This is a genomic window from Pelomonas sp. Root1444, from assembly GCF_001426885.1.
Classification (GTDB): Bacteria; Pseudomonadota; Gammaproteobacteria; order Burkholderiales; family Burkholderiaceae_C; genus Pelomonas.
This window is the reverse complement of the sequence record NZ_LMFP01000003.1, coordinates 1247719-1270305: the sequence shown is the minus strand read 5'-3', so window position 1 is coordinate 1270305 and position 22587 is coordinate 1247719. Positions and strand designations below refer to the sequence as shown.

Here is a 22587-nt window from a genome sequence, read left to right as displayed (position 1 = left end):
CTTGCCGCGCCCCGCTCCCGGGGTGTGGTCGTTTGCGTTTTCTCGTGGAAGTACCCTCATGCGTTCCTTTGCTCTGGCGCCCGTTGCGGCCGCCTGTCTGTCCGTCTTCGTCTCCGCCGCTCACGCCGAGCCCGCCGAATCCCTCGACAAGGTCGTCGTCACCGGCAACCCGCTGAAAAGCCAGGTGCTGGCCCAGCCCAGCGACTCCCTCTCCGGCGACCAGCTCGTGCTGACCCGTTCCTCCAACCTGGGCGACACGCTGCAGGGCCTGCCTGGCGTGGCCGCCACCAACTTCGGCCCGAACGCCAGCCGCCCCAGCATCCGCGGGCTGGACGGCGACCGGGTGCGCATCCTCAACAACTCCGGCGCGTCGGTGGATGCGTCCAACCTCAGCTTCGACCACGGCGTGGCCATCGACCCGCTGGTCATCGACAAGGTCGAGGTGCTGCGCGGCGCCGCAGCGCTGTTGTACGGCGGCAATGCGGTCGGCGGCGTCGTCAACACGCTGGACAACCGCATCCCGCGCACGCTGATCGACGGCCTGAGCGGCGCGGCCGAGGTGCGCCTGGGCGGGCCGTCCAACGACCGCAGCGGCGCCGTCGTGCTGGACGGCGGTGGCGGCCGTGCCGACGCCGGCTGGGGCTGGCATGCCGACCTCTCCGGCCGCGATGCCGGCAACCAGCGCGCGCCGCGCTTCTCCAGCCCGACCGACGACGGCAGCGAGAGCCGCACCTCGGTGCGTAACTCGGCCTCGCACGACCACAGCGCGGCGCTGGGCGGCTCGGTGTTCTTCAAGGGCGGCTACGCCGGCGTGTCGGTGGACGACTTCCGCACCACCTATGGCACCACCGTGGAGGACGCCGCCCAGATCAAGATGAAGCGCCAGCGCGTGGCCACGGCCGGCGAGTGGAGCACCGAGGACGGGCCGGTGCGCCACGTCGGCTGGCAGCTCAGCCGCAACCGCTACGAGCACTCGGAGATCGAGGACGGCGCGGTCGGCACGACCTTCAAGAGCACCGGCACCGACGGCCGCCTGGAGCTGACTCATGCGCCGCTGGGCGGGCTGCACGGCGTCGTGGGCCTGCAGTGGGAGACGCTGGACTTCTCAGCCCTGGGCGAGGAGGCCTTCGTGCCGAGCACGCGCACGCACAACAACGGCCTTTTCGTGCTGGAACAGTACCGGTTCGGCGACCTGCAGCTGTCGGCCGGCGCCCGGCACGAGCAGGTGCGCATCGATTCGGCCGGCGACACCGACAACAGCGACGGCCGCTTCGGCTCGCCGCAGCAGCGCCGCTTCAGCCCGACCAGCCTGGCGTTCAGCGGCGTCTACCCGCTGGCGGGGGGCTGGAGCGTCAGCGCCAACCTGAACCGCACGCAGCGCGCGCCGGCCTATTACGAGCTGTTCGCCAACGGCCTGCACCTGGCCACCGACGCCTACGAGCGCGGCGACACGACGCTGGGGCTGGAGCGCTCGCATGGCGCCGACTTCGGCCTGAAGTGGGAGGGCGAGCGCAGCCATGCGCATGTCAACGTCTACGAGACCCGCTTCTCGAACTACATCGCGCTGCAGGCCAACGGCGAGACCGTCCCGGGCGAGGAGGCGGGCAGCACGCTGCCGGTCTACGTCTTCCAGGGCGTGCCGGCGCGGCTGCGCGGCGTCGAGCTGGAGGGCCGCTGGCAGGCCATGTCGTGGCTGGCCTTGCTGGGCCAGTTCGACATGGTGCACGGCGAGAACACGCAGACCGGCGAGGCGCTGCCGCGGCTGGCGCCGCGCCGCGCGATGCTGGGCCTGGAGGCGCGCCAGGGCGACTGGTCGGGCCGGCTGGAATGGCGCCTGGCCGCCCGCCAGGACCGGGTCGACGCCTTCGACAAGCCGACACCGGGCTACGGCACGGTCAACTTCAGCCTGGCCCGGCAGCTCAAGCTGGGCGACCTGGACGGCCTGTGGTACCTGCGGCTGACCAACCTCGGCAACAAGCTGGCCTACAACGCGACGGCCGTGCCGACCATTCGCGACCTGTCGCCCCAGCCCGGCCGCGCGGCCAGTACGGGTCTGCAGATCCGTTTCTGATCCTCAAGCCGGTGTACAACCGTGCATGCCGCCCGCACATCGGGCGGCGTGCACGCTGGTCGTGCGTGCGCGCACCGGAAGCTTCTGTCTGGGCGGGCGCGTAAATTGCGACGCGGCAGGGAACAGGAGCGACGATGCAGACCGCCTTTGACGAGATGAATGCCGCGGGGACCGCCACCCGCGCCCACTACGAGGCCTATGCCCGCTGGCTGGCGGAGCAGCCCGAATCCCTGATGCGCGAGCGGCGCGCGCAGGCTGAACTGATCTTCCGGCGCGTGGGCATCACGTTCGCTGTGTATGGCGACAAGGACAGCGGCGAGGGCACCGAGCGGCTGATCCCCTTCGACCTGATCCCGCGCGTCATCCCGGCTGCCGAATGGACGTCGATGCAGGCCGGGCTGGCGCAGCGCGTGACGGCGCTGAACCGCTTCATCCACGACGTCTATCACGACCAGGAGATCCTGAAGGCCGGCATCGTGCCCGCCGACGAGATCCTGAACAACGCCCAGTTCCGCAAGGAGATGATGGGCGTGGACGTGCCGGGCGGCGTCTACAGCCACATCGCCGGCGTCGACATCGTGCGCGCCGGCCACGCCGATGGCAGCGGCCACTACTACGTGCTGGAGGACAACCTGCGCGTGCCCTCGGGCGTGAGCTACATGCTCGAGAACCGCAAGATGATGATGCGGCTCTTCCCCGAGCTGTTCGTGCAGCACCGCATCGCGCCGGTGGCGCACTACCCCGACCTGCTGCTGGACACGCTGCGCAGCGTGGCGCCGTCGGGTGTGTCCGACCCCACCGTCGTCGTGCTGACGCCGGGCATGTACAACTCGGCCTACTTCGAGCACGCCTTCCTGGCCCAGCAGATGGGCGTGGAGCTGGTCGAGGGCCAGGACCTGTTTGTCGATGGCGGCTTCGTGTACATGCGCACCACGCGCGGCCCCAAGCGGGTGGACGTCATCTACCGCCGCCTGGACGACGACTTCCTCGACCCGCAGGTGTTCCGCGCCGACTCGCAGCTGGGCTGCGCGGGGCTGGTCGGTGCCTACAAGGCCGGCAAGGTGACGCTGTCCAACGCCATCGGCACCGGCATCGCCGACGACAAGTCCATCTACCCCTACGTGCCGAAGATGATCGAGTTCTACCTCGGCGAGAAACCCATCCTGCAGAACGTGCCCACCTATGTGTGCCGCGAGAAGGAGGACCTGGCCTACACGCTGGCCCACCTGGGCGAGCTGGTGGTGAAGGAGGTGCACGGCGCGGGCGGCTACGGCATGCTGGTCGGCCCGGCGGCGACGCAGGCCGAGATCGCGGCCTTCCGCGAGCGCATCGTCGCCAACCCCGGCAACTACATCGCGCAGCCGACGCTGTCGCTGTCCACCTGCCCGACCTTCGTCGAATCAGGCATCGCGCCCCGTCATATTGATCTGCGACCCTTCGTGCTGTCGGGGGCATCCGTGCGCATGGTGCCGGGCGGGCTGACGCGGGTCGCGTTGAAGGAGGGCTCACTGGTGGTGAACAGCAGCCAGGGCGGCGGCACCAAGGACACCTGGGTCCTGGAAGACTGAGGGAATGGTCAGCCCACCCCCTACCGGCTTCGCCGGCCCCCTCAAGGGGGCGACGCCAGCAGCCCGGCAAAGCCGGTTCTGCGGCGTCCGCTGGATATCGCGCAAGCTTCGGCGCGCGGTGCCTGATGAACAACTTTTCGTGAGACTGTGCCATGCTCTCTAGGACCGCCGACCACCTGTTCTGGCTCAGCCGCTACATCGAGCGGGCCGAAAACACGGCCCGGATGCTGGACATCGCCTACCAGACGTCGCTGCAGCCGCAGTCGGCACAGGAGTCCGAGCAGTCCTGGCGCAGCCTGGTGTCCATCTCCGAGCTGAACGGCCTGTACGGCGCCAAGTACGCGGCCATCAACGGCCGCAACGTCATGGAGTTCATGGTGGCCGACGAGAGCAATCTCTCGTCCATCTACAACTGCCTGCGCGCCGCGCGCGAGAACGCGCGGGCGGTGCGAGGGTCTCTCACGACCGAGGTCTGGGAGACGATGAACCAGACCTGGCTGGAGTTCCGGCGCCTGCTGCGCGAAGGCGCGCTGGCGCGCGACCCGTCGCAGCTGTTCGAGTGGGTCAAGTACCGCTCGCACCTGTCGCGCGGCGTGACGGTCGGCACCATGCTGCAGGACGAGGCCTTCCACTTCATCCGCATCGGCTCCTTCCTGGAGCGCGCCGACAACACGGCGCGGCTGATCGACGTGAAGTTCTATCGCCAGGACGGCGAGGCCTCGACCGAGCGCGACACCGCACGGGACTTCTACTACTGGTCGGCCGTGCTGCGCTCGGTGTCGGGCTTCGAGATCTACCGCAAGGTCTACAGCAACGTCATCCAGCCGGACAAGGTGGCCGAGCTGTTGATCCTGCGCCCCGACATGCCGCGCTCGCTGTCGCATTGCGTGACGCGCATGCAGGCCAACCTCAAGCGCGTGGCCAATGCCCAGTCCGGCGAGACGCTGCGCCGCGTCGGGCGCCTGGAGGCCGAGCTGGCTTTCGGCCGCATCGACGAGATCCTGGCCCAGGGCCTGCACCCCTTCCTCGATGGCTTCCTGGCCGAGGTTGCCGATCTCGGTTCGGCCATCAGCCGCGACTTCCTCGTCTAAGGGCCACGCATGTCCATACACGTCGCCCTCAAGCACGTCACGCGCTACAAGTACGACCGTCCGGTCAGCCTCGGCCCGCAGGTCGTGCGCCTGCGCCCGGCGCCGCATTGCCGCACGCCGGTGCTGAGCTACTCACTGCGCATCGAGCCCGAAGGGCACTTCATCAACTGGCAGCAGGACCCGTTCGCCAATTACCTGGCGCGGCTGGTGTTCCCCGAGAAGACGACCGAGTTCACCGTCACGGTAGACCTGGTCGCCGAGATGTCGGTCTACAACCCGTTCGACTTCTTCCTGGAGCCGCACGCGCAGACCTTCCCGTTCGGCTACGACGAGGCGCAACAGATCGAGCTGGCGCCCTACCTGCAGGTCGAGCCGGTCACGCCGCTGCTGGCCGCCTACCTGGCGGACATCCCGCGCACCGAGCGCACGACCATCGACTTCCTCGTCGACCTCAACCAGCGCGTGCAACGCAGCGTGTCCTACCTGATCCGGCTGGAGCCCGGCGTGCAGACGCCGGAGGAGACGCTGCAGAAGGCCTCGGGCTCCTGCCGCGACTCCGGCTGGCTGCTGGTGCAGGTGCTGCGCCACCTGGGCCTGGCGGCCCGCTTCGTGTCGGGCTACCTGATCCAGCTGACGCCCGACGAGAAGGCGCTCGACGGCCCCAGCGGCACCGAGGTCGACTTCACCGACCTGCATGCCTGGTGCGAGGTCTACCTGCCCGGCGCCGGCTGGGTCGGCCTGGACCCCACCTCGGGCCTGATGGCCGGCGAAGGCCACATCCCGCTGGCCGCCACGCCCACGCCGGGCAGCGCCGCGCCGATCAGCGGCGGCGTGGACCAGAGCGAGGTCGAGTTCGGCCACGAGATGAGCGTCACGCGCATCTACGAGTCGCCGCGCGTGACCAAGCCCTACACCGAGGCGCAATGGGCCGACGTGCTCAAGCTCGGCGAGCAGGTCGACCGCGAACTCGAAGCCGGTGACGTGCGCCTGACGATGGGCGGCGAGCCCACCTTCGTCGCCATCGCCGACCGCGACGCGCCCGAATGGAACACCGACGCGCTCGGGCCGACGAAGCGCCTCTATGCCCAGCAGCTGACGCACAAGCTGCGCGACGAATACGGGCAGGGCGGCTTCCTGCACTTCGGCCAGGGCAAGTGGTACCCCGGCGAGCAGCTGCCGCGCTGGGCGCTGTCCATCTGCTGGCGCGCCGACGGCCAGCCTTGCTGGCGCAACCCCGACTGGTTCGCCGACGAGCGCGAGGGCCATGCCTACACCAGCGAGCACGCCCGCACCTTCATGGGCGCGCTCGCGCGCCGCCTGGGCCTGACCGACGCCCATGTGCGGCCCGGCTATGAAGACACCTTCTACTACCTGTGGCGCGAGCGCCGCCTGCCGGTCAACGTCGACCCCTTCGACTCGCGGCTGGACGACGAGATGGAGCGCACGCGCCTGCGCCGCATCTTCGAGCAGGGCCTGTCGCATGTCGTCGGCTATGTGCTGCCCATCCGGCGCAGCGGCGACGCGCCCGCGCTGGCCGGCGCGCGCTGGCAGACGGGGCCCTGGTTCCTGCGCGACGAGCGCCTGTACCTGCACCCCGGCGACTCGCCGATGGGCTGGCGCCTGCCGCTGGACTCGCTGCCCTGGGTCAGCAAGGGCGACTACCCCTACCTGATCGAGCAGGACCCCTTCGCACCGCGCGGCATGCTGCCCGCCGCGGCCGCGCTGCGCACGCAGGTGCAGGGCGTGACGTCGGCGGGGCCGACGCCGGGCTTGCGGCAGAGCGGCGCCAGCACCAGCACCGGCGGGGAGGGGCTGGCGGGGGGCGCCGCCCGTGCCGACGCCACGCCTGGCCGCTTCGAGAGCGCCCACGACGTGACCCGCACGGCCTTGTGCGTCGAGGCCCGCGACCCGCGCCGCGCCAACGGCCCGGCGGCCGAGGCCAAGGGGCAGGCCAGCGGCGTGCTCTACGTCTTCATGCCGCCGCTCGAGAAGCTCGAGCATTACCTGGAACTGCTCGCCGCCGTCGAGGCCGCCTGCGAGGACACCGGCTTCAAGATCGTGCTGGAGGGCTACCCGCCGCCGCGCGACCCGCGCCTGAAGCTGCTGCAGGTCACGCCCGACCCCGGCGTCATCGAGGTCAACATCCACCCGGCGCACAACTGGCGCGAGCTGGTCGACCACACCGAGTTCCTCTACGAAGCCGCACGGCTGACGCGGCTGTCCAGCGAGAAGTTCATGATCGACGGCCGCCACACCGGCACCGGCGGCGGCAACCATTTCGTGCTGGGCGGCGCCACGCCGGCGGACTCGCCCTTCCTGCGCCGGCCGTCGCTGCTGGCCTCGCTGCTGGCCTACTGGCACAACCACCCCTCGCTGAGCTACCTGTTCAGCGGCCTGTTCATCGGCCCGACCAGCCAGGCGCCGCGCGTGGACGAGGCGCGCAACGATCAGCTGCGCGAGCTGGAGATCGCGCTGGGCGAGATCCACCGTCTGGGTGACAACACTCAGCCGTGGATGATCGACCGCATGCTGCGCAACGTCCTCGTCGACGTGACCGGCAACACCCACCGCAGCGAGTTCTGTATCGACAAGCTCTACTCGCCCGACTCGGCGACGGGGCGGCTGGGCCTGCTGGAGCTGCGCGCCTTCGAGATGCCGCCGCATGCGCGCATGAGCATCGTGCAGCAGCTGCTGCTGCGTGCGCTGGTGGCGCGCTTCTGGCAAGCACCCTACCGCGCGCCGCTGGTGCGCTGGGGCACCGAGCTGCATGACCGCTGGCTGCTGCCGCACTTCATCCGCGAGGACTTCGCCGACGTCATGCAGGACATGGGCGAGGCCGGCTATGCGCTGGACGCCGCCTGGTTCGCGCCGCATTTCGAGTTCCGCTTCCCCAAGTACGGCGAGTTCGCCGCGCGCGGCGTGCACGTCACGCTGCGCGGCGCGCTGGAGCCCTGGCACGTGATGGGCGAGGAAGGCTCGGCCGGTGGCACCGTGCGCTACGTGGACGCGTCGATGGAGCGGCTGGAGCTGCACGTGAGCGGCCTCGTCGACCCGCGCCACCGCGTGACGGTCAACGGCCAGCCGCTGCCGCTGCAGCCCACCGGCCGCGTCGGCGAGTTCGTCTGCGGCGTGCGCTACCGCGCCTGGCTGCCGCAGTCGGCGCTGCACCCGACCATCGGCATCCATGCGCCGCTGACGGTGGACCTCGTCGACACCTGGCAGCAGAAGTCCCTCGGCGGCTGCCGCTATTTCGTCGCCCACCCGGGCGGTCGCAACTACGACACGCTGCCGGTCAACGCCTACGAGGCGGAGAGCCGACGCCTGGCGCGTTTTGCGTCCATCGGCCACACGCCGGGTCGTGTCGAAGTGAAAGAGCCGCAACGCAGCCTCGAGTTCCCGTTCACGCTGGATCTGCGCAAGCTGGGTTGAAGCCTACTTGGTGCAAACTTGCGGCATGAGCATCGACCTCGCCGAACTCCGCAAGCTCTCGGTGGCTGAGCGCATCCAGCTTGCCGAGGACTTGTGGGACAGCGTCGCCCTCGATGCGGCCCAGGCGCCTGGCCTGACGGAGGCGCAGCGCCTGGAGTTGCGCCGTCGGTCGCTGGCCGTCGAGGCTGAACCCGATGCCGGCATCCCGTGGGATGAGGTTCGCGCGGAGTTGATGGCCGCCACGCCATCGCGCTGAGCATGCGCGTGCTGTTCAGGCCCGAGGCGCGCGCCGAGCTGCTCGACGCCCAGGCTTGGTACGAAGCGCAAGCCGTGGGCCTCGGCCTGGAGTTCGCCCGTGCCTTCGACGCCGCGTTGCAGTCGGCGTGCCGCAATCCTGACGGATTCGCCGAAGTCGAAGAGGGATGCCGGCGCGTCGTGCTGAGGCGCTTTCCCTACTCGCTCTACGACCGCGTCGCCGGGGGCACCTTGTGGGTGCTGGCGGTCTTCCACCATCGACGCCCGCCGTCCGCGCGACAAGGGCGAGGCTGAACGCCATGCGCATCGAAATCCAACCCGGCGTCCGCCTCTTCGTCGACATCGAAGGCCTCGGCCATGTGCCGGAGGGTCCCGAGCTGCGCGAGAAGCCGACGCTCATCCTCGTCCACGGCGGCCCGGGCTTCGACCACACCGCCTTCCGCCCCTTCTTCAGCCGTTTCGCGGACCTCTGCCAGGTCGTCTACTTCGACCTGCGCGGCCATGGCCGCAGCGACCCGCGGCCGGCCGATGAATGGGTGCTGGACGTGTTCGCCGACGACATCGTGCGGCTGTGCGAGGCCCTCGGCATCGTCAACCCCATCGTGCTGGGCCAGAGCTTCGGCGGCTTCGTCGTGCAGCGCTACCTGGCGCGGCATCCGCAACACCCCGGCAAGGTCGTGCTGTCCAGCACCTCCCACCACTTCGGCCTGGAGCGCAAGATCCAGCGCTTCGGCGCCCTCGGCGGCCCGGCCGCGGCGGACGCGGCGCGCGCGTTCTGGGAGCGCCCCGGCGCGGACACCTGGGCGCTCTACGAGAAGCACTGCCGCCATCTCTACAACACCCAGGCCCGCAACCCCAACGCGGGCGGCTGGATGATCTTCAAGCCCGAGATCCTGTTCGCCCACACGCGCACCGAGCTTCCCAGCATGGACCTGCGCCCGGGCCTGGCGAACGTGCAATGCCCGGTGCTGGTGATGGCCGGCGAGCAGGACCCGGTCACGCCGCTGGAGGACGCGCAGGAGATCGTCGCCGCGCTGCCGGCGCAATGGGTGCAGTTCGAGCGCTTTGCCGGCGTGGGCCATGGCGCCTGGCGCGACGACCCCGAGGCGGCCGAGCGTGTGCTGCGAGCCTTCCTGTCGCCGCGCGCGCAGTCCGGCGACAGCCGGATGCCCGACGCGCCGTGATGCGGCTTGGCGGCCGTGAGCCTCGAGAAATACGGGCGCCGGGCCGGTTCAACCCGAAGGCTGAGGCGCTGGCATTGCATTGACAATGCCTGCCTTTCCCCAGCGCTGCATGCCAGCCGTAGCGACCCGCGATGCCCGAGCTCACACCCAGTCAGTGGAGCCTGCTCCCCGACGAGGCGGACGAGCCGTCCGCCCCCGATCCGCTGGCGCAGGCCGCCTCCAGCGCGCTGCGCAGCCGTGACGGCCATTTCTACGAGCTGACCGGCCAGGTCAACCAGCCCGGCGAGCCGCAGGCCGGCCTCAGCGAGCGCTGGCAGCGCTTCTTCGCCGCTGGCGGCCCGGCCGGCTGGCAGGAGCTGTCGGCCAAGGCCCTGCGCGTGCAGCGCCGTGTGCTGGAGGACGGCGCCAGCTACAACGTGCACAGCGACGCGCCGCCGCTGCCGGGCGAAGACGGCAAGGACAGCGCGCCGCTGGCCCGCCACTGGCCGCTCGAGCTGCTGCCCATGCTGATCGAGCCCGAGGAGTGGCGCCACATCGAGGCCGGCATCGCCCAGCGCGCGCGGCTGCTGGAGGCCGTGATGGCCGACACCTACGGCGAGCGCCGGCTGCTGCAGCAGGGCCTGCTGCCGGCCTCGCTGGTGCTGGCCCATCCGCAGTACCTGCGCGCCATGCACGGCGCCCGGCCGCCGCACGGCGTGCACCTGCATGTGCTGGCCTTCGACCTGACGCGCGGCGCCGACGGCCACTGGTGGGTGGTCGGCCAGCGCACGCAGGCCGCCTCGGGCCTCGGGTATGTGCTGGAGAACCGGCTCATCATTGCCCAGCAGTTCCCCGAGGCCTTCCGCCAGATGGCCGTGCAGCGCCTGGCCGCCAGCTACCGCGACTTCATCCGCGCGCTAACGACGCTCTCGCCCGGCGGCGAGCGCAGCCGCGTGGCGCTGCTGACGCCCGGGCCGCGCAACGAGACCTATTTCGAGCAGACCTTCCTGGCCCGCTACCTCGGCATCACGCTGGTGGAGGGCGCCGACCTGACGGTGCGCGCCGACAAGGTGTACCTCAAGACGCTGGCCGGCCTGGAGCGCGTGCACGTGCTGCTGCGCCGCGTCGACGACACCTGGCTGGACCCGCTGGAGCTGCGCCCCGACTCCATCCTCGGCGTGCCGGGCCTGCTGCAGGCGGCGCGCGCCGGCGAGGTGGTCATCGCCAACGCGCCTGGCGCCGGCTGGCTGGAAAGCCCCGGCCTCGCGGCCTTCTGGCCCGGCGTGGCCGAGAGCCTGCTCGGCGAGGAACTCTCGCTGCCGGCCATCCAGAGCTGGTGGTGTGGCGAAGAGAGCGCCTGGCGCGCGCTGCGGCCGCGGCTGGCGGAGTTCATCGTCGTGCCGACCTTCTCGGCCAGCAGCACGACCCAGCATTTCGCGCCCGTCGTCGCCGCCGAACTTGGCGCCGAGGCGCTGCAGGAACTGGCTGCGCGCATCGACGCCGACCCCACCGCCTACACGCTGCAGGCGCGCGTCAAGCCGACCAAGCAGCCGGTCTGGATACGCGGCGCGCTGGAACCCCGGGTGGCGCTGCTGCGCGTGTTCGCGCTGACCGATGGCAAGGGCGGCTGGAAGGTGTTGCCGGGCGGCCTGACCCGCGTCGCGCCGCGCCGCGACCCGCTGGCCGACGCCTGGCTGTCCATCCAGCGCGGGTCCTTGAGCGCCGACACCTGGGTCATGACCGACGGCGAGGTCGACCCCACCTCGCTGCTGCCCCAGCCGCTGCAGGCCGCCGACCTGCGCGACGTGCACTGGACCGTCACCAGCCGCGCCGCCGAGAACCTGTTCTGGCTGGGCCGCTACACCGAACGCGCCGAGAACAGCGCGCGGTTGGCGCGCCACGTCATCGAGGCCAGCGTCATGGTGCAGCGCGGCGCCATGCCGGCGCCGATGCTGCCGCTGCTGGACGCGCTGGCGCGCAGCCACGGCCTCATCGACGCCAAGGCGCCGCAGGCCGCGGACGACCCGCGCGGCTTCGAGCGTGCGCTGCTCGCCTCGCTGCTGCCGAGTTCCGGCGTCACCAGCGTCGGCTGGAACCTGCGCGCGCTGCAAGGCTGCGCACTGGCGCTGCGCGAACGGCTGTCGCCTGAGGCCTGGCGCCTCATCCACGAGACCGCCGCGCAGTTCGAGCAGCACCTGCGCGCCGTGCTGGACCGCCCCGGCCCGGCCTCATCCATGGCGCCGGTGAGCGACGTGCTCAACGTGCTGGCGCGCGCCGACACCCACCTGGCCGCCATCACCGGCGCCCAGACCGACCGCATGACGCGCGACGATGGCTGGCGGCTGCTGTCCATCGGCCGCCAGATCGAGCGCCTGTCCTTCCATGCGGAAGTGCTGGCGGAGACTTTTGCGCAAGACCTTGCCCTCACCGAGGACGGCTTCGCGCTGCTGCTGGGCGTGTTCGACTCCACCATCACCTACCGCGCCCAGTTCCAGGCTCGCCGCGAGGCGCCGCCGCTGCTGCACCTGCTGGTGCACGACACCGAGAACCCGCGTTCGCTGGCCTGGGTGGCGCGCACGCTGCGCGACCGCTTCGCCAAGCTGGCCCGCCACGACCCGGGCTGGGCCACCGACATCGCCGCCGACCTGCCCGTGCCCGAGGCCTGGCCGCTGGCCGAGCTGGCCGCACCGGGGCCGGCGCTGGTCCAGCACCTGGCACGCGCCGCGGCGCAGGCGGGCGAGCTGTCCAGCCTGATCAGCCAGCGCTACTTCGCGCATGTGCTCGGCGCCGAGCAGCGGGTGTGGCAATGAGCGTTCGGCTCGCGGTCCACCACGTCACCGAGTACACCTACGAGGCCTCGGTGGAGTGGGCCTACCACGCCGCCTGCCTGGCGCCGCGCGACACGCCCGGGCAGAAGGTCAGCGGCTGGAAGCTCAACATCGACCCGCTGCCCGACGGCTGGGGCATCGAAGGCCTGGAGCTGGACGCCGCCGAGCTGGCCCGCCACCTGCGGCGCGACCCCTGGGGCAACCGGCACCTGAGCTTCGGCCATGCGCGCGTGCATGAGCGCCTCGTCGTTGACAGCCGCTTCGAGGCCACGCTGACCGACCGGCCAGCACCCGACGTGGACCGCGGCCCCGCCTGGGAGGCCGTCGCGCGCAGCCTGCGCTACCGTGCCGGCCGTGCGCTGCAGGAGGCCGACGAATTCGCGCTGGCCTCCACCTACGCCGCGCCGGACGAGGCGCTCGCCGCCTATGCGCGCCGCGCCTTCCCGCCCGGACGCCGGCTGGCCGCGGGCGGGCTGGCGCTGATGCACCAGATCCATACCGACCTGCGCTACCAGCCGCACAGCACGACGGTGGCGACGCGCGCCGCCGATGCACTGGCGCAGCGCAGCGGCGTGTGCCAGGACTTCGCCCACGTTTTCATCGCCGCCTGCCGCTCGCTGGGCCTGGCGGCGCGCTACGTGTCGGGCTACCTGCTGACGCGGCCGCCGCCGGGGCAGGCCAAGCTGGTGGGCGCCGACGCCTCGCACGCCTGGGCCGAAGTCTGGTGCCCCGAGCAGGGCTGGCTGGCGCTGGACCCGACCAACGCCGTGCCCGCGGGGCTGGACCATGTCACGCTGGCCTGGGGCCGCGACTATGCCGACGTGGCGCCACTGCGCGGCGTGCTGCGCGGCGGCGGCGTGGCGCAGCTGAACGTGGGCGTCAGCGTGGAGCCGATGGTCGCCTGAGCCGCGCCGCCACCGGCGCGCGGCGAGGTCGGCGAGGACCGGTGCGGCCAGGCCGATGCCGATGCTCGCCGAGGTGCGCATTCCGCTTGATGCCGCTGGATGCCGCTCTGTGTCACCACCGACACATCGCAGCTTTCCCTGTTCAGCCGCGCAGCAGCGGCAGCACCGACGCCACCATCAGCGCCGCCGCACCCCAGTTGAAGGCCTGCAGCGCGCGCGGCCGGTGCAGCCAGCGGCGCATCTGCTCGCCCAGCAACGCCCAGGAGCCGCAGCAGGGCAGGTTGACGAGCACGAAGATGGCGGTGATCGCCACGAGGCCCAGTTCGCCGTAGGCCGTGACGGCGGTCAGCGCCATCGCCCATGCCTTGGGGTTGATGACCTGGAACAACGCCGCGGCACCAAAGCCCATCGGGCGTCCGCCGCCCTGGCCCGGCCCGTCGCCCGGCGTCGGCGGTGCCGCGGTCGCCACCTTCCAGGCCAGGTAGAGCAGGTAGGCCAGGCTCGCCCACTTCAGCACGTCATGCAGGCCCGGGTAGCGGCTGAAGACTTCACCCAGGCCCAAGCCGACCAGCACCAGCATGACGCCGAAGCCGAACGAGATGCCCAGCAGGTGCGGCAGGCTGCGCCGCCACCCGAAGTGCGTGCCGGAGGCCAGCAGCATCAGGTTGTTGGGGCCGGGCGTGATGGACGTGACGAAGGCGAAGCCGGCGAGGGCGAGCAGGGTGGCACTGGTATTCATGGGCCGCAACTCTAGGCAGGGCGACGTCGAATGGGCTTGCGTTCTGCAGTGCGGATGGGCGGTGCTGTGCAATCATCTGCGGTCATGGATGTGATCGACGAGAAGATATTGCGCGAACTGGTCAAAGACGGCCGGGTGACCAACGCCGAACTGGCCCAGCGCATCGCCCTCAGCCCCTCGGCCTGCCTGCGCCGCGTGCAGGAGCTGGAACGGCTGGGCGTCATCAGGGGCTACCGCGCGGTGCTGGACCCGGCGCGGCTGGGGCTGGGCTTTGTCGCCTATGTCGCCATCGGCCTGTCGCGCCATACGCTGGGCGAACAGCAGGGCTTCGAGCAGGCGATGAAGGACTGCCCCGTCGTGCGCGAATGCCACAACGTGACCGGCGCCTTCGAGTACCTGCTGCGGGTGGAGGTGGCCGACCTGCCGGCCTACAAGCGCTTCCACGCCGACGTGCTGGGCGGGCTGCCGCAGGTCAGCATGATCACCAGCTACATCGTCATGGATTCACCGAAGGACGACAGGGGCTAGCGCGCCAGCGCCCGCGACCTTCCCGCGCGCTTGTTGGCGAACATCGCCTCGTCCGCGTGCCGCATCAGCGCATCCGGTGTGCGGCCGTCGCCGGGGTAGTGGGCCAGGCCCAGGCTGCTGCCGACGGCGACCTGGGCGCCGCTGCTCAGCGTGATGGGCTGGCTCAGCGCGTCCAGCAGCCGGTCCAGCACCGGTTCGGCCTCGGTGGGCGCCTGGGCCGGCGTCAGCAGCACGACGAACTCGTCGCCGCCCAGGCGGGCCACGGTGTCGCTGGCGCGCAGGCCGGCCAGCAGGCGCGCCCCGACGGTCTTCAGCACCTCGTCGCCGGCGTCATGGCCATGGGTGTCGTTGATCTGCTTGAAGCCGTTCAGGTCCATGTAGGCCAGCGCAAACACGTGGCCGCTGCGCTCGGCGCCGTGGATGGCCTGCCGCAGGCGGTCGGCCAGCAGCAGGCGGTTGGGCAGGCCGGTCAGCGCGTCGTGCAGCGCGGCGCGCTCCATGCGCGCCTCATGGGCCTTGCTTTGCGTGATGTCCAGCAACATCCACAGCGTCGTGCCGCCGCTGCCGGGCAGCTCCACGCCGGCCATGTCCACCCAGATCAGCGAGCCGTCCTTGCGGCGCATCTTCTGCTGGGTGCGGAAGCGCCCGCCCGCGCGCAGCTGCGGATAGGCCAGCCGGCCAAAGGCCTCGAAGCTCGCGTCATCGGGGTAGAGCTGCTGGGCGGGCGCGCCGAGCAGCTCGCCTTCGCGGTAGCCGAACATGCGCTCCAGCGCCCGGTTGTGCCAGACCGACCGGCGGTCGCGGAGCTTGACGATGCCCACCAGGTCGCTCTCCAGCATGGCCTGCTGGTCCAGCGTGAGCTGGTGCAGCTGCTGGCGGATGCGGTGGGTCTCGCTGATGTCGAACATCACCGAGCGGCTGCGCAGGAAGTGCCCGGCCGTGTCGTAGACGGCCGTCGCCGACAGACTGACGCGGCGCGTCTCGCCCTGGCGGCCGACCAGGTCGTACTCCAGCCCCGACACGCGGCCTTCGCGCTTGAAGCGCGCGAAGTTCTCGTCGAACTGGCGCTGCCCCTCCTCGGTGAAGAAGTCGCGCGGGCCGACCCGGCCGATGAGCTCCTCGGCGGAACAGCCCAGCCATGTCAGGCCCAGCGCGTTGATCTGCAGGAAGCAGCCGTTGGCGTCCACCGCGTAGTAGGCGCAAGGCGCGTTGTCGTAGAGGTCCAGCAGGCTCTGGCGGGCCTCGTCGGCCTGCGCCTGCAGGGCCCGGCGGGCGGTGATGTCCGACCCGATAACCATGAAGCCGTTCAGCTCGCCGTTGCCCGCATGCAGCGGCTGGACCTCGACGTCCACCCAGCGGTCCTGGCCGTCCTTGGTGCGCTGGAGCAGTTCCAGGTGGCAGCCCAGCCCGGCTTCCGTCGCCTCGCGCATGTGGCGTGCGGTGTCGGGGTCGGTCCGCGGCGATTGCAGCAGCTCGCCGGGCAGGCGGCCCGTGACCTCCTCGCTCGCGTAGCCGAACAGCCGCGTGAAGCCGGCATTGACCCAGGTGATGCGGCGCTGGACATCGGTGATCAGCACCGCGTTGGTGGTGTGGCTGGCCACGGTGGCCAGGCGCGCCAGGTCGGCCGTCATGTCGCGCGCCATCTGCTCGGCGCGCGCACGGCCGGCCGCCAGCAGGTAGACGGTGATGGCCAGCAGCAGGCTCAGCAAGGCGCCGCCCACCTCCAGGCCCACGCCGGCCAGGCCCAGCAGCCGCATGGCCGCCTTGTGCGTCAGCGCGGCATCGAGCCGGAACTCGCGCCCGGCGATGGTGAACTGGGTGGACTCGGCCATCGGCGCGTCGGCCAGCGCGTAGTCCGCGGCTTCGGCCAGTGTCAGCGGCTGGCCTTCGCGGGTGGCCAGCAGCGGCGCGAAATCACCGTCCAAAGTGCGCACGGACAGCTTCAGGTTCAGCAGTGTCGCGGCGGTGTCCGTCGCACCCTGCAGCAGTTCGTTCGCCACCAGCGGCGCATACAGCAGGCCGAGCAATGCGGCGCGGCGCTCGGTTGGCGTGCCCGGGTCGCGGCCCTGCTTGTAGACCGGCACCAGCAGCATGAAGCCGTGCCCCTGCTGCTGGTCCTGCACCAGGGTCACCGGGCTGGTCAGCGTGGCCTCGCCGCTGTCCACGGCCTGCTCGATGGCCTGGCGGCGTACCGGGTTGCCGCCCGAATCGATGCCCCAGGCCTGCGCGTTGCGTGCCAGCGGCTCGATCTGCGTGACGACATAGTGCGGGTCGCCCGCGCCCAGGCCGTGCACGCGGAAGTCCGGTGCGCCGTTGCGCCGCTGCGCGTCGACGAAGGCGTCGAGGTCGGCATGGGCCACCTTCTCGATGAAGCCGAAGCCGCGCACACCGGGGAACTCGCTGGGCAGGTCGCGCGATTCGACATAGGCGCGGAAGGCTGGCCGGCTGAGCTTGCCGTCCATCGCGGCCAGCGTGCCGCGCGCGCCCTTGAGGCCGTAGACCGGCATGGTCACGCGCTTGACGAGGTCGGCCTGCAGCCGCTCCACCTGGCGCTCCTGCTGGCTGCGCGCCTCGGCGCTGGCCAGGCGCTGCTGCCAGATGACCGCACCGGCGGTCAGCGCCAGGCCGATGGACAGCACCGCCGCGGCCGCCACCCAGGCGGTCGTGCTGACCATTTCTGGCCCCTTGTAGCCGTCTCCGATTCGCAAGCTGGTGTCTCTGGCAGGTCGTGCCGTTCATTGAAGCATGTCCCGGCGGCGCCGTCAGCCCCATGCGGCCATCTGGGCGGCGCACAATCTGGACGTTATGAACCTCCACCTGATCCAGGCCCGCGCCAACCGCCTCGCCAACCGCCGCCTGCTGGGGGCCGTGGCCCAGCTGTCCGAGGCCGACTTCCACGCACCGCGCACGAGCTTCTTCCCGAGCCTGGCGCTGACGTTGAACCACATCCTCAATGTCGACCACTACTACATCGCCGCCTTGCACGGCGACGCGGCGATGCGCGACATCTGGGCCACCTACGTGCCGGCCCGCACCGCAACCGAGCTGGCCGGGCGGCAGGACGAAAGCGACCAACGGCTGATCGCCTTCTGCGAAGGGCTGGCGGCGGACGACGACGACCGCATCATTGCCTTCGACCGCGGCGCCGGCATCGCAGCGGGGCCGCGCGAGCCGCTGGGGCGGGTGCTGGCCCATCTCTTCATGCACCAGACCCACCACCGCGGCCAGGCGCACGCGATGCTGGCCGGCACGTCGGTGAAGCCGCCGCAGCTGGATGACTTCATCATGCTGGGGGATTCGGTGCACCGCGGCGGGGACATGTTGGCGCTGGGGTGGGAAGAGCCGGTGTGACCCGGCGCTGACGCGGCTACAGCTCCGCCACTCCTTTCACTCGCACCGGCAGCGCGACCGGCTGGGCCACCACCTCGGCCGCCTTGCCGTGCAAGCGGTCCAGCAGCGCCTGCCACTGCTGCTTCACCGCGACGACGTTGGCGTGCTTCACATGGCCGTAGCCGCGGATCTTCTCGGGCAGGCGGGCCAGTTCGACCGCGGTGTTGAGGTTGGCAGCCGTCAGTGAGGCCAGGATCTCGTCGACCAGTTTTTCGTAGTCGGTGATCAACTGGCGCTCCATGCGGCGTTCCTCGGTCTTGCCGAAGATGTCCAGCGCGCCGCCGCGCAGCCCCTTCAATTTCGCCAGCCATTTGAAGGCCGTGAAGGTCCAGCTGCCCAGTTCGATCTTCTTCGCGCGGCCGTCGGCGCCGGGCCTGGAGATCAACGGCGGGGCAAGGTGGAAGGAGATGCGCTCCCAGTTCTCGAACTGGTCCTTCATCGCGGCCTCGAAGCGGCCGTCGGTGTACAGGCGCGCGACCTCGTACTCGTCCTTGATGGCCAGCAGCTTGGCGTAGTAGCGCGCCACCGCCTGCGTGAGCCGTTGGCCCTTGCCCAGCGATGACTCGGCCGCGCGAACGCGGTCGACCAGCGTGCGGTAACGCGCCGCGTAGGCGGCGTCCTGGTAGTCCGTCAGGAACTTCACACGCCGCTCAATCAGGCCGTCCGGGCCATCGAGCTGGTCGTAGTTGAAGAGTTTCACCACGTTGACGTCGCCCGCCAGCCTGGCGATCGCGTCGGGCGCGGCGATGGCCAGGCGCCCCAGCGCGAAGGCGGTCTTGTTGGCCTCGACGGCGACGCCGTTCAGTTCGATGGCGCGCATCAGCGCGGCTTCGCTGACGGGCACCAGGCCGCGTTGCCAGCAGGCGCCCAGCATGATGATGTTGCTGGGCAGCGTGTCGCCCATCAGGCGCTGCGAGATGTCCTGCGCATCGAGGGTTTCGAGTGAACCCTGCTCGCCGACGGCGAACTTCATCTTGGCCAGCAGCGAGTCGCCCTGCAGCGACGCATCCGGGTTGCGCACGAAGCTCGCGGTCGGCAGCTCGTGCGTGTTGGCCAGGATGACGGTGCGGCCGGCCTTGACGGTGCCCAGCGCATCGGGCGAGGCGCCCACCACCATGTCGCAGGCCAGCAGCACGTCGGCCTGCTGGGTGTCGATGCGCACCTGGTTGAGCAGGTCGAGCGTGGGCGCGACGCGCACGAAGCTCAGCACCGCGCCGCCCTTCTGCGCAAAACCCATGAAGTCCAGCACGGAGGCCTGCTTGCCTTCGAGGTGGGCGGCCATGGTGACCAGCGCGCCGACGGTGACGACGCCGGTGCCGCCGACGCCGGTGACGAGGAGGTCGAAAGGCCCCGTCCAGTTCCAGGCCGCGGGCGCCGCGATGCCCGCGAGTTCGCGGGCCAGGTCTTGCGCGGTGTAGGTGGCGCCGGCCTTCTTCTTCAGCACCGGCTCGTGCACGGACACGAAGCTGGGGCAGAAGCCGTTCACGCAGGAGAAGTCCTTGTTGCAGCTGCTCTGCTCGATGGCGCGCTTGCGGCCCCAGTCGGTTTCGACCGGGACGACGCTCAGGCAGTTCGACGCCACGCCACAGTCGCCGCAGCCTTCGCACACTTGCTCGTTGATGAAGATGCGTCGCGGCGGGTCGGCAAACTCCTTCTTCTTGCGGCGGCGGCGCTTCTCGGCGGCGCAGGTCTGGTCGTAGATCAGCACCGTCACGCCTTCGATCTCGCGCAGCTCGCGCTGCACGGCATCCAGCTCGCTGCGGTCGTGGAAGGTCGTGCCGGCGGGAAAGAGGCCATGGTGGTCGTCGTACTTGCCGATCTCGTCGGACACGACGACAAGCCGCTTCACACCTTCGGCTTCGACCTGGCGCGCGATCTGCGGCACGCTGGTCTGGCCGTCCACCGGCTGGCCGCCGGTCATCGCGACGGCGTCGTTGTAGAGGATCTTGTAGGTGATGTTGGTCTTGGCCGCGATGGCCTGCCGGATGGCCAGGTAGCCCGAGTGGTAGTAGGTGCCGTCGCCCAGGTTCTGGAAGACGTGCTTTTCCTTCGTGAAGCGTGAGTGCGCCGCCCAGTCCACGCCCTCGGCGCCCATCTGGATGAGGCCCGACGTGCCGCGCTCCATCCAGCTGGCCATGAAGTGGCAGCCGATGCCGGCCAGCGCCCGCGAGCCTTCGGGCAGCTTGGTGCTGGTGTTGTGCGGGCAGCCCGAGCAGAAGTAGGGCTGGCGGCGCACGCCGTCGGCGGCGTTGCTCAGCAGGCAGGGCGTCAGGAAGTCGACGACCAGGTGGCGGCGGTCCAGCGCCGGGTTCAGCCGCGCCAGCCAGTCGGCCACGGTGCCCATGATGCGGCTCGGCCGCAGTTCGCCGAGCGCGCTCAGCACCGGTGCGCCATGCTCGTCCGTCTTGCCGACGACGCGCGGGCGCTGGAACTCGGGCAGGTGGTAGAGCAGTTCCTTGATCTGGCGCTCGACGACCGGGCCCTTCTCCTCGATGACCAGGACGTCGGTCAGGTTGCTGCAGAACTCAGTGATGCGCGTCGGCTCCAGTGGGAACACGAGGCCCACCTTGTAGACGCGCACGCCCGCGGCGGCCAAGGCGTTCGGGTCCAGGTCCAGCCGGCGCAGCACCTCCATGAAGTCGTAATGCGCCTTGCCGACGGTCACGATGCCCAGCGTCGCGGCGGGGCTGGTGACGATGTGCTTGTCGATGCTGTTGACCTTGGCGAAGGCCTTCACCGCCTCGATCTTGTGGCCCAGGCGCGACTCCAGCTCCAGCGAGGGCAGGTCGACCGAACGGATGTGCAGGTCGGTCGGCGCGGTGTAGTCGACGGCATGCTCGAAGTCGAGCGCCACACTGTCGAGATCGACGGTCATGCCGCTCTCCACCACTTCGGAGATGGCCTTGAAGCCCACCCACGCGCCCGAGAATCGGCTCAGCGCCCAGCCGTACAGGCCGAACTCCAGGTACTCGGCGACGTTGGCCGGGTGGACCAGCGGCATGCTCCAGGCCTGCAGCGCCTGGTCGCTCTGGTGCGGCGTGCTGCTGGACACACAGCCGTGGTCGTCGCCGCACACCACCAGCACCCCGCCTTGCTTTGACGTGCCGTAGACGTTGCCGTGCTTGAGTGCGTCGCCCGAGCGGTCCACGCCCGGGCCCTTGCCGTACCACATCGCGAACACGCCATCGACGGTGCGCTGCGGGTCCAGCGCCACGCGCTGCACGCCCAGGCAGGCGGTGGCGGCCAGGTCTTCGTTGATGGCGGGCAGGAACTCGATGTGCGCCGCGTCGAGGAACTTCTTGGCCTTCCACAGCTGCTGGTCGACCATGCCCAGCGGCGACCCGCGGTAGCCGGAAACGAAGCCGGCCGTCTTCAGTCCAGCCCGTTCGTCCTGCTGCTTCTGCGCCAGCAGCAGCCGCACGAGCGCCTGGGTGCCGGTCAGGAAGACGGCGCCGCTGGGGGCGGCGAGGTTGTCGCTGAGCTCGTAGGGACGCAGCGCGGGGGTGTCGGACATTGGAGGCTCCTCGGGGCCGGAAATTCTTCCTCCGCAACGGCGGAAGAACTTGCCTCATTGCCGATGGATTGCATGGTGGGTGAGATGATTCTTCTCCAAAGAGGGGAATCATGGAAACGAACGAGTTCGACCGCGCCAGCCTGCAGATCCTAGAAGCGCTGCAGGTCGATGCGCGGCTTTCCACGCAGGCGCTGGCGGAGAAGGTCGGCCTGTCCGCCACGCCGGTATGGCGGCGCGTGAAGGAGCTGGAGGACCGCGGCGTCATCCGCGGCCAGGTCGTGCTGGTGGACCGCGAGAAGATCGGCCTGTCCATCTGCGTGCTGGCCAACGTGAGCCTGGTGCGGCACAGCGAGGGCGCGGTCGAGCAGTTCGAGCGGCTGGTGGGCACGCGGCGCGAGATCATCGAATGCCACGCCATCACCGGCGAGGCCGACTACGTCATCAAGGTCGTCGCGGCCGACATGAAGGCCTACGACCTGTTCCTGCAGCAGCACATCTTCAAGCTGCCCGGCGTCAGCAGCGTGCGCAGCAACGTCGTGCTGCGCGAGGTCAAGTACGAGACGGCGCTGCCGGTGGGGTGAGGGCTTTCAGCGCAATCGGTGCACGACGCTGCCGGCCACCGCCTCACGGCTGGCCTGCGCCGCGGCATCGAAAGCGGCTTGCGCGGCCAGCACGGCGTCCATGTGCCGCTCGGCCCAATGGGCGAACGTCGCGATGGTGTCGGTCAGCGTGTCGCCCAGCGGCGTCAGCGCGTACTCGACGGTGACCGGCACGCTGGTGGCGGTCACCGTGCGCGAGATCAGCCCGTCGCGCTCCAGCTTGCGCAGCGTCTGCGTGAGGACCTTCTGCGTGATGCGCTTGATGTCACGCTTGAGCGCGCTGAAGCGCATCGGCCCGTCACGCAGCCGGTCGAGGATCAGCAGCGCCCATTTGTCGGCCAGCCTCCCCAGCACCAAGCGGGTGGGACATTCGTCCTCGTAGACGTCGTAGGCGAAGGAGGGGCGTGCGCTCATGGGTGGTTACCTGCAGGGAACCTGGTGCTGCGCAGGTGCCTGCTTGGAAGGATGGGCCGGAGTTGCTCCAATGTACTGGTTTCCAATGGATAC

16 protein-coding genes are annotated in these 22587 nt (G+C 70.3%); 12 read left to right on the top strand and 4 right to left on the bottom strand.

Annotated elements, in window-relative coordinates; translation table 11 throughout:
- Nucleotides 1–58 precede the first annotated feature (58 nt).
- The 9 genes from ASD35_RS08550 to ASD35_RS08510 all read left to right on the top strand — a co-directional run bounded on the left by ASD35_RS08550 (nucleotide 59) and on the right by ASD35_RS08510 (nucleotide 13310).
- Complete coding sequence (locus tag ASD35_RS08550; protein WP_056874421.1) at nucleotides 59–2071, top strand: TonB-dependent receptor; 2013 nt, start codon at nucleotides 59–61, stop codon at nucleotides 2069–2071.
- A gap of 134 nt (nucleotides 2072–2205) precedes the next feature.
- Entirely contained in the window at nucleotides 2206–3639 is a 1434-nt protein-coding gene (locus ASD35_RS08545; protein WP_056874420.1) for a circularly permuted type 2 ATP-grasp protein, read from the top strand.
- A gap of 152 nt (nucleotides 3640–3791) precedes the next feature.
- Nucleotides 3792–4730, top strand: a complete 939-nt coding sequence (locus tag ASD35_RS08540) for an alpha-E domain-containing protein (protein WP_056874419.1) — start codon at nucleotides 3792–3794, stop codon at nucleotides 4728–4730.
- A gap of 9 nt (nucleotides 4731–4739) precedes the next feature.
- Nucleotides 4740–8159, top strand: a complete 3420-nt coding sequence (locus ASD35_RS08535) for a DUF2126 domain-containing protein (protein ID WP_056874418.1) — start codon at nucleotides 4740–4742, stop codon at nucleotides 8157–8159.
- 25 nt (nucleotides 8160–8184) lie between these two features.
- Nucleotides 8185–8415 carry an addiction module protein gene (locus ASD35_RS08530; RefSeq protein WP_056874417.1) on the top strand — a complete coding sequence of 77 codons (231 nt, stop codon included), beginning with the start codon at nucleotides 8185–8187 and terminating at the stop codon, nucleotides 8413–8415.
- Nucleotides 8416–8417: 2 nt separating this feature from the next.
- Nucleotides 8418–8708, top strand: coding sequence for a type II toxin-antitoxin system RelE/ParE family toxin (locus ASD35_RS08525; RefSeq protein ID WP_056874416.1), 291 nt, complete (start codon nucleotides 8418–8420; stop codon nucleotides 8706–8708).
- Between the two features lie 5 nt (nucleotides 8709–8713).
- The gene (locus ASD35_RS08520; RefSeq protein WP_056874415.1) at nucleotides 8714–9598 is read left to right on the top strand and encodes an alpha/beta fold hydrolase; all 885 of its coding nucleotides are present in this window, start codon (nucleotides 8714–8716) and stop codon (nucleotides 9596–9598) included.
- A gap of 131 nt (nucleotides 9599–9729) precedes the next feature.
- Nucleotides 9730–12387 carry a circularly permuted type 2 ATP-grasp protein gene (locus tag ASD35_RS08515; protein ID WP_056874414.1) on the top strand — a complete coding sequence of 886 codons (2658 nt, stop codon included), beginning with the start codon at nucleotides 9730–9732 and terminating at the stop codon, nucleotides 12385–12387.
- Nucleotides 12384–13310 carry a transglutaminase family protein gene (locus tag ASD35_RS08510; RefSeq protein ID WP_056874413.1) on the top strand — a complete coding sequence of 309 codons (927 nt, stop codon included), beginning with the start codon at nucleotides 12384–12386 and terminating at the stop codon, nucleotides 13308–13310. Before ASD35_RS08515 ends, ASD35_RS08510 begins: the two co-directional genes overlap by 4 nt.
- A gap of 142 nt (nucleotides 13311–13452) precedes the next feature.
- Here the strand turns inward: ASD35_RS08510 and ASD35_RS08505 are convergent, their stop codons facing one another.
- Nucleotides 13453–14049, bottom strand: a complete 597-nt coding sequence (locus tag ASD35_RS08505; RefSeq protein ID WP_056874412.1) for a LysE family translocator — start codon at nucleotides 14047–14049, stop codon at nucleotides 13453–13455.
- Between the two features lie 84 nt (nucleotides 14050–14133).
- Between ASD35_RS08505 and ASD35_RS08500 the strand changes: the two genes are divergently transcribed.
- Entirely contained in the window at nucleotides 14134–14577 is a 444-nt protein-coding gene (locus tag ASD35_RS08500) for an Lrp/AsnC family transcriptional regulator (RefSeq protein WP_056874411.1), read from the top strand.
- On the opposite strand, the gene ASD35_RS08495 is transcribed toward ASD35_RS08500, so the two are convergent.
- Entirely contained in the window at nucleotides 14574–17252 is a 2679-nt protein-coding gene (locus ASD35_RS08495; protein ID WP_056874410.1) for a CHASE domain-containing protein, read from the bottom strand. The two genes, ASD35_RS08500 and ASD35_RS08495, sit on opposite strands and share 4 nt — an antisense overlap.
- A 130-nt stretch (nucleotides 17253–17382) precedes the next feature.
- On the opposite strand from ASD35_RS08495, the gene ASD35_RS08490 reads away from it, so the two are divergent.
- The gene (locus ASD35_RS08490; protein ID WP_056874409.1) at nucleotides 17383–17928 is read left to right on the top strand and encodes a DinB family protein; all 546 of its coding nucleotides are present in this window, start codon (nucleotides 17383–17385) and stop codon (nucleotides 17926–17928) included.
- A gap of 16 nt (nucleotides 17929–17944) precedes the next feature.
- On the opposite strand, the gene ASD35_RS08485 is transcribed toward ASD35_RS08490, so the two are convergent.
- Nucleotides 17945–21481 (bottom strand): indolepyruvate ferredoxin oxidoreductase family protein, encoded by a 3537-nt coding sequence (locus ASD35_RS08485; protein ID WP_056874408.1) that lies wholly within the window; start codon nucleotides 21479–21481, stop codon nucleotides 17945–17947.
- A gap of 110 nt (nucleotides 21482–21591) precedes the next feature.
- Here ASD35_RS08485 and ASD35_RS08480 point away from each other — a divergent pair, with 110 nt between their 5' ends.
- Nucleotides 21592–22062: an Lrp/AsnC family transcriptional regulator gene (locus ASD35_RS08480; protein ID WP_056874407.1), complete on the top strand. Its 471-nt coding sequence runs from the start codon at nucleotides 21592–21594 to the stop codon at nucleotides 22060–22062.
- Nucleotides 22063–22068: 6 nt separating this feature from the next.
- Here ASD35_RS08480 and ASD35_RS08475 read toward each other — a convergent pair whose 3' ends face one another.
- Nucleotides 22069–22494, bottom strand: coding sequence for a helix-turn-helix domain-containing protein (locus tag ASD35_RS08475; protein ID WP_056874406.1), 426 nt, complete (start codon nucleotides 22492–22494; stop codon nucleotides 22069–22071).
- Between the last annotated feature and the right edge of the window lie 93 nt (nucleotides 22495–22587).

Coding starts and splice junctions, on each gene's coding strand:
- ASD35_RS08550 (WP_056874421.1), top strand. CDS start 59: ATGCGTTCCTTTGCTCTGGCGCCCGTTGCGGCCGCCTGTCTGTCCGTC.
- ASD35_RS08545 (WP_056874420.1), top strand. CDS start 2,206: ATGCAGACCGCCTTTGACGAGATGAATGCCGCGGGGACCGCCACCCGC.
- ASD35_RS08540 (WP_056874419.1), top strand. CDS start 3,792: ATGCTCTCTAGGACCGCCGACCACCTGTTCTGGCTCAGCCGCTACATC.
- ASD35_RS08535 (WP_056874418.1), top strand. CDS start 4,740: ATGTCCATACACGTCGCCCTCAAGCACGTCACGCGCTACAAGTACGAC.
- ASD35_RS08530 (WP_056874417.1), top strand. CDS start 8,185: ATGAGCATCGACCTCGCCGAACTCCGCAAGCTCTCGGTGGCTGAGCGC.
- ASD35_RS08525 (WP_056874416.1), top strand. CDS start 8,418: ATGCGCGTGCTGTTCAGGCCCGAGGCGCGCGCCGAGCTGCTCGACGCC.
- ASD35_RS08520 (WP_056874415.1), top strand. CDS start 8,714: ATGCGCATCGAAATCCAACCCGGCGTCCGCCTCTTCGTCGACATCGAA.
- ASD35_RS08515 (WP_056874414.1), top strand. CDS start 9,730: ATGCCCGAGCTCACACCCAGTCAGTGGAGCCTGCTCCCCGACGAGGCG.
- ASD35_RS08510 (WP_056874413.1), top strand. CDS start 12,384: ATGAGCGTTCGGCTCGCGGTCCACCACGTCACCGAGTACACCTACGAG.
- ASD35_RS08505 (WP_056874412.1), bottom strand. CDS start 14,049: ATGAATACCAGTGCCACCCTGCTCGCCCTCGCCGGCTTCGCCTTCGTC.
- ASD35_RS08500 (WP_056874411.1), top strand. CDS start 14,134: ATGGATGTGATCGACGAGAAGATATTGCGCGAACTGGTCAAAGACGGC.
- ASD35_RS08495 (WP_056874410.1), bottom strand. CDS start 17,252: ATGGTCAGCACGACCGCCTGGGTGGCGGCCGCGGCGGTGCTGTCCATC.
- ASD35_RS08490 (WP_056874409.1), top strand. CDS start 17,383: ATGAACCTCCACCTGATCCAGGCCCGCGCCAACCGCCTCGCCAACCGC.
- ASD35_RS08485 (WP_056874408.1), bottom strand. CDS start 21,481: ATGTCCGACACCCCCGCGCTGCGTCCCTACGAGCTCAGCGACAACCTC.
- ASD35_RS08480 (WP_056874407.1), top strand. CDS start 21,592: ATGGAAACGAACGAGTTCGACCGCGCCAGCCTGCAGATCCTAGAAGCG.
- ASD35_RS08475 (WP_056874406.1), bottom strand. CDS start 22,494: ATGAGCGCACGCCCCTCCTTCGCCTACGACGTCTACGAGGACGAATGT.